Origin of the sequence: Candidatus Thiosymbion oneisti (genome assembly GCF_004359955.1) — a bacterium.
Lineage (GTDB): Bacteria > Pseudomonadota > Gammaproteobacteria > Chromatiales > Chromatiaceae > Thiosymbion > Thiosymbion oneisti.
In genome coordinates, this window is record NZ_SMSC01000013.1 from 64,424 (window position 1) to 75,271 (window position 10,848).

The window sequence follows — 10,848 nt, forward strand, 5'->3', positions numbered from 1 at the left end:
GATGGGGGTTACGCGTTGTGGCTTCGTAGCCATCGTGGGCCGGCCCAATGTGGGCAAGTCCACCCTCCTCAATCGGCTGCTCGGTCACCAGCTGGCGATCACCTCGGACAAGGCGCAGACCACCCGGCATGCGATCTTAGGCATCAAGACTCAAAGGCAATCGCAGGCGATCTATGTCGACACCCCCGGCATCCACGAACGGGGCCGTAGCGCCCTGAACCGCTATCTCAACCGGACCGCCCGCGCCGCGATCAGGGATGTCGATCTGGTCCTGTTCCTGGTCGAGGCCCTGCATTTCACGGCGGAGGACGCCAAGGCCCTGGGCACGGTCGTCGCTGCCGGAGTATCTGCCATCGCGGTGATCAACAAGATCGATCGGGTCAGGGACAAATCGCGTCTCTTGCCCTACCTCCGGGAGCTCTCGGCACGCCATGCCTTTTCGGCACTGGTCCCGGTCTCCGCCGCCACCGGCGATCAGGTCAATCGGCTCGCAGGACTGGTGATGGAATCACTGCCGGCGGGGGCGGCCGTCTTTGCGTCCGATCAGCTCACGGACCGCCCCGAGCGTTTCTTTGCCGCCGAGCTCTTGCGCGAGCAGCTCATGCGGCGTTACGGGGACGAGCTCCCCTATCGTGCCACCGTCCAGATCGAGCGTTTCGAGGACCAGAGCGGGCGCTATCGGATCAGGGCCCTGATCTGGGTGGAGCGGCCGGGGCAGAAGGCGATCGTTATCGGCAAGCAGGGCGAGTCCCTCAAGCTAGCGGCGAGGCAGGCGCGTTTACGGATGCAGGTACTGTTCGGCTGCCCGGTGCACCTGGATGTCTGGGTAAAGGTCAAGCAGCGCTGGTCGAGCGATGCGGCAGCGCTGGCGGGTCTGGGCTACCCGGACCGGTAACGGGTGCATATGGCTAGTCGCTCGGACCAGGCCGCGCGCGATCATCTGCAACGCTGTTTCGTGCTCCACCGGCGCAACTTCAGCAACACCAGTTTGATCCTGGACATCTTCTCGGCCGTCCATGGCCGGCAAGCCGTCCTCGCCAAGGGCGCCAGACAACACCGCCGGGGCCGCCCCGCCGGCGGTGAGATACTGCAACCCTTCCGACCCCTGTGGTTGAGCTGGAGCGGGCGGGGCGAGGTCAAAACACTGATACGGTACGAGGCGGCCGGGCCTGCGGCCGAGCTGCCGGGCAAGCTCCTGTATTGCGGGTTCTATCTCAACGAGCTCCTGGTCCGGTTGCTGCGGCGGGGCGATGCCCATGAAAACCTGTTCGCCTTTTACGCCGCGGCCCTCACTGCGCTGGCGGCCGGGGAGGATGTGGAGACGGTATTGCGGCACTTCGAGCTGCGACTATTGCGGGAGATCGGCTATGCGGTGGAGCTCGACCGAGAGGCCGGGAGCGGTCGACCGGTGGCGCCGGGACGTTACTATGTCTATGAGCAGGAATCGGGCCTACGTGCCGCAGGCACCGGAGACGGGCGGTACGCCCTGGCAGGCGAGCTCCTCCTGGGTTTGGCGGCCGGCGAACCCCTGAGCGGACCGGCGGCCAAGACGGCTAAGCTGCTGACCCGGCGCCTGCTCGCACCCTATCTCGGCACGCGGCCCTTGCAGAGCCGCGAGCTGTTTCGACAACACCGTAACTTAAGCCTCTGAGCTGAGTCCGCGGGAGCGGACGAGACGGCATTCCCACGCTGGAGCCTGGGAACGAGCCATGCTGTGCCTGCCCGGGTGCGGTCCTGGGTTATGTGGCATTGGTTGCGGGATCTGACTTAATTTAATCCGCAGATTACGCAGATTTCCACAGATGAAAAACGGACTAATCTGCGAAAGTCTGTGTAATCTGTGGATAAAAAAATGCCTTATTCCCATGCTCAATCCGGCCCGGACTGCTCCACAGCCCGTAGGTTGGGCAAAGCCGGTAGGATGTGGTGAGCGCCGGGCGCGGAGCGACCGGCGCGAACCGCATCGATGGTGCGGTGAGCGCTTGCCTACTGCCTCAGAGACAACAGGGACAAGACAGGCAACCGCATCTTTGGACGGCGGCGAGCCCAAAATCCGCGTCATGAAACCTTGGCCGCTGGAGCGGCCACAACTGCATTCCCACGCTAGAGCCTCAATACCATTAAGTTAAGCCTCAAAAGGCCTGCCCGGGTGCGGTCCTGTTATGGCATTGGTTGCGGGATCTGATTCTATCTGGATCCGCAGATTACGCAGATTTGCCAGATGAAAACGGACTAATCTTAAAGTCTGTGTAATCTTCGGATAAAAAAATGCCTTATTCCCATGCTCATCTGACCCGGACTGCCTTAATAACAGCCCGTGGTTGGGCAAAAGCCCGAAGGATGCGGTGAGCTTCTGCCTACTGGCCCCTGCGGACAAGACAGGCAACCGCATCTTTGGACGGCGGCGAGCCCAAAATCCGCGTCATGAAACCTTGGCCGCTGGAGCGGCCACAACTGCATTCCTTACCGGAAAGTTTAGTACCCCGTTTCACATGATTTTACGGAACGCCCCTCCGTGGCGTTCCGAACGGTCTGCGGAACGAATCGACGAGGCCGTCCCCCCAAATGCAGCAGGAAACGGCGTACTAGAAACGCTGGAGCCTGGGAACGAGCGTGAAAAACATGGCCTTGTCGGGTGGGCTGTGCCTACCGCCGCCCTCGTCACCCTGGTATCAGGAACCTTGATCGAAAAGAAAATTACCGGCGCTCACCCCGGCCCGGAGCGGATGCCGGCACTCGACACCGAGCGGCTAGGCGCGGTCTACCGGTTGTTGCTGGCGCAGTATGGTCCTCAACACTGGTGGCCGGGCGACTCGCCGTTCGAGGTCATGGTCGGCGCCATCCTCACCCAGAACACCACCTGGACCAATGTGGAGTGGGGCCTGGAACGGCTGTGCGACCGCATCCCACTCCAGGCCCAGGCGATCCTCTCCCTGCCGGGCGACGAGCTGGCCGAATGCCTGCGGCCGGTCGGTTACTTCAACGTCAAGTCCAAGCGGCTGCGGAATTTCTGCCGCGCCTATCTGGAGGCGGGCGGGTTGGACGGCTTGCGGGCCTTGGCAACCGAAGAACTGCGCCGCTGGCTGCTGGACATCCACGGCATCGGCCCCGAAACGGCGGACGATATGCTCCTCTATGCCTTCGAGCGTCCGGTCTTCGTCGTGGACGCCTACACCGGCCGCATCTTCGAGCGGCTCGGCGTGCTGACCGGGAACCCAGGCTATGAGGCCATCCGCCAGGGTTTCGAGACAGCCCTCGGCAAGGACGTTCCCTTGTTCAACGAGTACCACGCCCTTATCGTGCGACACGGCAAGACCATATGCCGCCGCACCCGACCACTGTGCGCCCAATGCTGCCTACGCGAGCGTTGTCCTGAAGCCTAGGGGGCGTTCTCAATTGAGCCAAATCATGGCAGACGCCAGGTACAACATCGCCCGATAATTTCTGGCGAGTCGCTGGTAACGTGTTGCCACCCTTCGAAACTGCTTCAGCTTTGTGAAACAATCGCTCCACGAGGTTTCGTTCTTTGTACAAGGTCTTATCGTACGCACGCTGCGCTTTCCGGTTCCGCCTGGATGGAATAACCGGGTCGGCGTTCTGCGCCCGGATCACGGTAATGAATTGATCGCGGTCATAGCCTTTCGGCCAACACATAGGCCGCACTCAATCCTTCAATCAAGGCATTGGCCGATCCACATTCCGAGGCTTGACCGCCCGTCATGAGAAACCGCACCGGATTACCCAAGGCATCGGCGGCCAGATGAATTTTGGTGCTCAAGCCACCGCGCGAGATGCCAACGGCCTCACTGGTCTGCTGTTTTTTTGAGGCGCACCCTGTTGATGAACCCGGATAATGCTGCCGTCAACCATCAAATAGTCCAAATCCGGGTCTTGAGAGAGGGCGGTGAAAATGGCTTCCCACCGGTCTTGGTGAGCCCAGCGGTTATAGCGCACATAAACGCGATGCCAATAGCCAAATTCCGGCGGTAGATCACGCCACGGGGAGCCGGTCCGCAGAATCCAGAGCACTGCTTCCAAGAATAAGCGATTGTCGCGTGCGGTGACCCCATGGTCACCAGCTTTACCCGAGAGCAACGAGGCGATCCGCTCCCATTGGTCGTCACGCAAGATCATACAGGGCAGCAGTAGGTTACCCACAATAGCCTACAAATTGTTTGAATTATATAATAATTTGTCAATTGAGAACGCCCCCTTGAAGCGCATAAGACGCTGAGGACACAGAGAAAACGATCACAGGAAGGTTTCTACAATCAGCGCGCAGCGCGCAATTTGTATCTGCCCACACTCCAACCGAAGGCTGCGTTAAAAGATTAAAGACATGGAAGGCGGGTTGCATGGAGATTCAAGAACTTTGAAAATTTACAACTAGGTTTGGAGGGTATCAGAACGGACCGGGGTGTTGATGCGTCTAAGCCGAATATCGGGAATCATCGCTGCCTTGCTGTTGTGGATTCCGGTAGGTTCGGCGCAGCCTGCCGTGGATCCGGCGGCCGAAATCCTCGCTGCCGGCAAAGAATTCTTAGTCGACGGCCGGACCGTCGAGGCCTATGGGTTCTTTCGGTCCTTCCTGCCGACCCATTCCCTGAACGCGGACCTCTATCGATGGCTAGCCATTACCGCGGTATGGGCCGACCGAGTGGACGCAGCCAGGGAATATCTGGAGCCGGCACTGCAAGACGGCTATGAGGGTCCATTGGTCCCGGATTTGGCCCGCTATGCCCTGGCCCGGATGTATTACCAGGCGGGAGACCCGCAACGGGCCAAGGAGCTCTTGGACGCCCTCTCCGGTCCAAATCCACCGCCACTCGCCCTCGTCCTCCAGGCAAATCTCCAAGCCCTGGACGGTGATTATGAAACCGCACTCGATCTCACTCGCCAGGCATTGGAGGCGGACCCGGACCTCGCCGTTGCCAAGAGGCTCCGGGATCTGCTGGAGGCCCTGGTCGCGATGCAGGGGATCGTTACCGCAGTCGAGGACCAGCCCGCACGCTTGGAAGAGCTCGCGATGGGACATATGGCCGAGCTCGTTACCTACATGCTGTTCGACGCCGGCAGGCTCAACCAGAAACTCATCGAGCAGCTCGAGGTCCTGATCCCCCTGGCCGGTGACGAGAACACCCCAGGCCGTATACTTTTCGAGCTGGCGTTGGCGGTCGCCCAATGGGCGGCCTATGGATTCGATAATGTTCAGGACATCAATGATCGACTGCGCAGGTTCGGCGGGACGGTGGAGGACGATGCGGACGGACTCACCCTTTATAGTATGCTGCTGAAACGGGTCTACAGCATCAATTTGGTTTCTTATCGCTATGGTTGGGCTTACAAACGACTCCAAGAGTTGGAAGAGATATTCCGTCGGTTGGACCAAGACCGAGACCGACTCCGGGTCCTATACGCATTGGAGCGCATGGCCTACCAGCTCGGTGACCGCCAGGCGGGCCTGGAATACCGGAGGATGGCGGGGGCCCTGGTCCAGCGCCTCGCCAAACGGACCCGCGGGGATTTCCTGCTGCCCGAGCCAGGTATACCGTTGATGATGGCCTTCTTCCTTGCCTGTTTGGGCCTCCCGGCAGTCGCCCTGGCCATTTACCGCCGAGCCGTCCGTACCGACCGTGGCCGCACCGAGCTCTCCTCGGCGTTCAAAGAACGCCTCTGTGTTCAGGCCCGGCGGTTGACGATGCGAGTCGGGCTGCAATTCGCTCATCGCAGTGGCCTGGCGCTCGCCATCCTGGTCGTCGCGGTCTTGCTGTTTCTGATCATCACCTGGTGGCTGTTTCCGGAGTGGTATCGTGCCCTCTACCCTTACACCGGGGTAAGCTCCGGCTTGTGGTGGTCGGGCATTGGCCTTTTGGTTCTCACCTGTTTGGGGGTCCTGTGGCGCCGGATTCCCGGTACCGGCAACATCGCTCAACGATTGGACCGCACCCTGGGCACCCGGGGGCTGCACGAATCCTATTTGGCCTATGCCTATCGGCACCAGGGAAACGGGGATTTTCTGCGGGCGCGGATGGAGCACGAAACCCGACAGCTGGTCCCCCGCTGCGTCGTACCCCTGCGTCGGGATGCGCTCCGGGCCGCCGCCTCCATCTTGTTGCTGCTGGCCCTTGTTGCCGTCATGCACTGGCTCCCCCCACCGCCGGCCGAGATCTTGCGGGTACCCGAGTTCAGCTCGGAGGCACCCCTGCGCTTAGTGCGCATGGCCCCACCCCTTGCCGTCCCCGGAGGCTTTGCCTTTCGTAGCCCGGCCGGTGCTCCGGTAGGGCTGGATATCAGCGAGCACCTAGTGCCGGAACAGCAAAGCCACAAGTTGGAGGACATCAGCTCCATTGGCGGCTTGGACGACAAGGGGTCGCCGGAGGACTACTATAGTGGGGTCCCGGAGCGGGACTGGGACTACCCCCGGCAGGCCGTAGCGGTTACAGAGGATAGCGGGGCCTTGCCGACAACCGCCACGACCATCGGTCAGATCCGATTCCTGCCCCGTCAGCTAGTGCCGCCCCGCTACCGAGGCGTATGGAGGTGAAGCCTGATGACCATCACGACAGAGGACGCGGTCCTCTTTTCCAAGACATTCACTAGCGTGCTCGCGGAGGTCCGCAAGGCGGTCTTGGCACCGGACGATCAGGAGGACTTTATCGAAGAGCTGCTGCTGGCCCTCTTCGCGGGCGGCCATGTGCTCCTGGAGGGACCGCCGGGCGTGGGCAAGACCACCCTGGTGCGCAGCGTGGGTATCGCCCTGGGTCTGCGCTTCGGGCGCATCCAGTTCACCCCGGATCTGATGCCCTCGGACATCACGGGCACCCAGATCCTCGAGCCGGACGGGCAGGGGCGGCTCCATCCCCGCTTCCAGCCGGGCCCTGCGTTCGCCAACATCCTGTTGGCCGACGAGATCAACGGGGCGAGTCCCAAGACCCAGTCCGCCTTGCTCGAGGTCATGGCCGAGCGCCAGATCACGGTGGATCGCCGACAGTATCGTCCCGGCCGTGACTATGATGGCACCGAACAGGAGTGGGATCCCGAGGAGCCGGGCATCTTCCATGTCCTAGCGACCGAGAATCCCATCGAGCAGGAGGGGACCTATCCCCTGCCCGAGGCCCAGCTGGACCGGTTCTTCTTCAAGCTCATGATCCCCTATCCGGACCAGAGGCTGCTGACCGAGATCGTGCAGCTCACTACGGACCCGGAACCCGAAGAGCCCGCGCACCCACAGCCCGTGGCGGGGATCGATTTTCAGGGGATCGAGGCGTTACAACGCCTGCCCCGCCAGGTCGAGAGCAACCCCAGCACCACCGAGTTTGCCGTCAAGCTCGTCCTAGCCCTGCACCCCGGCGATCTTGATGGCCGGTCTCTGCCCACGTCGTCGCCCGGTGCCGGGGATCGGGTCCAGTACATCGAGTACGGGCCCAGCCCCAGGGCCGCCCAAACCCTGTTGCTGGCCGCCAAGACCCGGGCGCTCATCGCGAATCCGGGCCGCCCCACCATCGACCGTGAGGACGTGATCTGCTCGGCCCATGCAGCTCTCCGCCACCGCCTGGTACTCAATCACCACGCCACCGCCGACGGTGTCCATCCGGACGAGCTGATCTCCACGGCCATCGACAAGGTAAAGCAGGAGGCCTAGTACCCCATTTCGCATGATTTTGCTGTAGGGAACGGCCTCCGTGCCGTTCCGAAAACTGTTCGGAACGCCACAGAGGGCGTTCCCTACATATGCAATATCGTTTGAAATTGTGTACTAGGGGCTGTTGACATTTAACCCTAATCGTTTGTTTTTCATATGTTAGGTAGCCGCAATGCGCAAGCGGTCCGCACAGCGGACCCTACCCTAACTGCTTGACTGACTGTAGGGTCCGCTGTGCGGACCTTCTAAATGTCAACACGACCTAGTACCCGGCATCCCGATCCCTACCGAGATATGGTCATGAACCGACACCGGGACGGGGACCCGTACGCCAGCCTCCTACGGCGTTACGGACCCGATTTTTATCGCCGACTCCAGGGTCTGACGTTTCCGGCCCACTGGTATCCCCCCCGTGGCCTGACGGGGGCCGGACTCGTCGGGGCCCGAGATGGGGCCAGCCTGGAGTTCAAGCACCATCGGCCCTATACTCCGGGCGGCGATGTCCGGCGCCTCGATTGGCGGGTCTACGGACGCACCCGCAGGACCTACACCCGGATTCATCATTCGGAGCACCACCCCGATCTCTGTCTGGTGCTGGATACCAGCGCTTCCATGGCCCATCCGGACCTGGCCGCCAGATGGACACTCGCCCTCGACCTGGTCCTGGCCTTGGCGTTCACGGGTCTGCGCAGCGGCTATCATGTCCGCTTGGTGCCCTTCTCGGCGTCCTTGGGCGAGACCAGGACCTGGCGCAGCACGCGAGAGCTGCGGACCCAGGCCCCAAGCCTGCTCACCGGCCTGCGGGCAGCGGGCGCAACGGACCTGGGGCTGCTGCCCGGGCTGGCCCACCGCTGGCGGCACCAGGGGGCGGTCGTGGTCGTGCTGTCGGATTTCCTGGTGGACATCCCCCAGGTACTGGCTACCGAGCAGTCCCGATCCTTCCCGCAGGCCTGCGGCCGGCTTTCGGATATGGCCCGCCGGCGTCTCCGGCTCGCCGTAGAGCCGGTGGCTAGGACATCCCGGGCCTTCGCCGGTGAACGTTTCAGGCTGCTGCTGTTACAGCTGCATGTGGACGACCTGGTCAAGGAGGCGCGCTTCGTGGTGGATGCGGAGACCGGCATACGCCTGCGCTTGGGCTGGAGCCGGGGCATCGAGCGCGACTACCAGAACATCTGCGAATGCCACCACACCCTGCTGGCCACCGCCGCCCGGCAGCAGGGCGCCGCCTTCCAACGCTTCGTCGGGGCGGGAGGAATACCGGTACGGAATCGAGTGGAGCAGACCATTACCCTGCTGGACGTCTTGGGCCCGCGGCGGAGACGGCGATGAGCTTCGAGAACCTCTGGGCCTGGCCCCTGCTTTTGCTGCCACCCCTGGCCTTCCTCAAGCTCCGTGTCTTCAAACGGGACCGGACCCTGGCCAGCCTGCTCTACTTCCGCGACCTGGTAAGGCGCGAATGGCTGCCCAGGTGGGAGCTGGAAGTGACGCGCGAGCGCTGGATCTATGCCTTGCTGCTGCTGGTGGGCGCCGTCATCGCCTTGGGACCCGTGTTGCCGCTCCCGACCGAACGGGTGCTGCTGGTCCTGGACGACTCCGCCAGCATGCAGGCCGTCGCCGCGGACGGTAAGAGCCGTTTCGAGCATGCGCGCCGCGCGCTGCTCACAGCGGGCCGCGCGCAATTGGTGACGGGCGGGGAGGTCCGCTTGCAGCTCCTGTGGGGACCGAACAGCGCCCTGGAGGGGATAGCGGAGGCCGGAGAGCTCGAACGGGAGTTGGCATCCACCACCCCCCGTGCCTATGGGGGTACCCTGGCGACCCGTTTGGAGGGGATCCTCGGCCAGGCCAAGGCGGATGGCGTCACCCGTGTCATCCTGGCCACCGACCACCCCTTGGCGCCGCAATCCGAGTATGGGGGCCTGGAATGGATCGACATCACCGCCGTCATCGAGCCGGGTGGCCTGTTCAGCACCCCCGCACGCCACCGACTCGTGCTGCGCAACTTCTCCTCGGAGACGGCGGATGCCGTGACTATCACCCTATCCGAAATGTCCGACCGGGTTGGGTCCCCCGTCATGGGACCCTTCTCGCTGGCGCCGGGCGAGGCCAAGCGTCTCTCGCTGGAACGGCTCTTGACCGGCGCGGGATTGGTCGGGAGCGGCCCACACTGGCTCTCGGTCCGGGCGCCGGACGATGCCCTGGGCTTGGACGACGGGCTCTGGGTATTTCCCCACCGGGACCGAGAGATCCAGGTCCTGCTGATCCGGTGCAAGCCCGGTGGTGCACTCTGGCCCTGGCTCACCCCCCACCCCGAGATCCGGCGCGTTATTGTGGACGACCCACAGCAGCGACCCGGCGGCCACTGGGATTTGGTGATCCATGACCGTTGCCCCAATCCCCCCTGGCTGAGCGACGTTACTACGGATACCATCGTGATTGCCCCGAACCCCGGCAATGACCGGACTCCCCATAAGGTCCGATGGCAGTCGGCCTGGTATGACAACCCCATCATGCGGGATATCAAGCCCCTGTACGGGATGTTGTTGCACCATCCCCGGCTGGGGGAGGTACCGGATGCGGATTGGTTCATGCCCCTGTTCAGCCAATCGCAGATCGCAATACGGGGCCTGGGTGGGCAAGCGCCGGCGGTCATGAAACCCGCTTATGCCGCCGAGCGGGCCGGCAAACGCTATCTCTACCTGGGCTTCGATGCCCACTTTTACTGTGACAGCACCCGCCACGGCGGGGGCACCTTTCGCCAGGACGATTGCCTGTCCATGGTGTTCCTGCTCATGAACGCCATGGAATGGATGACCGGCGAGGGTCCCTCCGCTACCCGTTATCTCCCGGCCGGGGCCATGTACGCCGGTACCGGGCGCGGCAAGCCGACTCTCCTCGATACCCAGGGTGATCCGTTTCCCCCGATGTCCGAAACGGCGTCTGCACGCTGGGTGCTGGATGCTCCAGGCCACTATCTGTATCGCAGCGACATCCGGAAAGAGCATTTGAGTGTGGGCCTGCTGGACGAACGCGAATCCGAGCTCGCGCCCCGTCCGGTCAGGCTGCAACAGGATTGGGACCTAGCCGCAAGCGGCAGCCGGTCCCGACCCGTCTGGCGCTGGTTGGTCGGGCTCCTGGTCCTCCTGGGGATCGCCGAATCCCTCTAGGCCCTGCGGATGGCCGGCGGGCGGCGTCCGGAGACGGAGGCC

General features: G+C 62.9%; 7 protein-coding genes and 1 pseudogene. 7 read left to right on the top strand and 1 reads right to left on the bottom strand.

Going from position 1 to position 10,848, the window contains the following annotated elements; genetic code table 11:
- The first annotated feature begins 1 nt into the window (after nucleotide 1).
- The 3 genes from era (at nucleotide 2) to E1958_RS09185 (ending at nucleotide 3,383) form a co-directional block, all read left to right on the top strand.
- Nucleotides 2-895, top strand: a complete 894-nt coding sequence (era, locus tag E1958_RS09175) for a GTPase Era (protein WP_133511665.1) — start codon at nucleotides 2-4, stop codon at nucleotides 893-895.
- Between the two features lie 9 nt (nucleotides 896-904).
- Complete coding sequence (gene recO, locus E1958_RS09180) at nucleotides 905-1,651, top strand: DNA repair protein RecO (RefSeq protein WP_133511616.1); 747 nt, start codon at nucleotides 905-907, stop codon at nucleotides 1,649-1,651.
- A 1,075-nt stretch (nucleotides 1,652-2,726) separates the two neighbouring features.
- Complete coding sequence (locus E1958_RS09185; protein ID WP_133511666.1) at nucleotides 2,727-3,383, top strand: endonuclease III domain-containing protein; 657 nt, start codon at nucleotides 2,727-2,729, stop codon at nucleotides 3,381-3,383.
- Nucleotides 3,384-3,392: 9 nt separating this feature from the next.
- Here the strand turns inward: E1958_RS09185 and E1958_RS09190 are convergent.
- Nucleotides 3,393-4,134, bottom strand: a pseudogene (locus E1958_RS09190) (IS5 family transposase).
- 289 nt (nucleotides 4,135-4,423) lie between these two features.
- Here E1958_RS09190 and E1958_RS09195 point away from each other — a divergent pair.
- The 4 genes from E1958_RS09195 (at nucleotide 4,424) to E1958_RS09210 (ending at nucleotide 10,806) form a co-directional block, all read left to right on the top strand.
- Entirely contained in the window at nucleotides 4,424-6,544 is a 2,121-nt protein-coding gene (locus tag E1958_RS09195; RefSeq protein WP_133511617.1) for a tetratricopeptide repeat protein, read from the top strand.
- Between the two features lie 6 nt (nucleotides 6,545-6,550).
- A complete protein-coding gene (locus tag E1958_RS09200) occupies nucleotides 6,551-7,642 on the top strand; it encodes an AAA family ATPase (protein WP_133511618.1) in 1,092 nt (363 codons plus the stop codon).
- A gap of 249 nt (nucleotides 7,643-7,891) precedes the next feature.
- Complete coding sequence (locus E1958_RS09205; RefSeq protein ID WP_133511619.1) at nucleotides 7,892-8,971, top strand: DUF58 domain-containing protein; 1,080 nt, start codon at nucleotides 7,892-7,894, stop codon at nucleotides 8,969-8,971.
- Nucleotides 8,968-10,806 (top strand): vWA domain-containing protein, encoded by a 1,839-nt coding sequence (locus tag E1958_RS09210; RefSeq protein ID WP_133511620.1) that lies wholly within the window; start codon nucleotides 8,968-8,970, stop codon nucleotides 10,804-10,806. The genes E1958_RS09205 and E1958_RS09210 overlap by 4 nt, the downstream gene beginning before the upstream one ends.
- The last annotated feature ends 42 nt before the right edge of the window (nucleotides 10,807-10,848 follow it).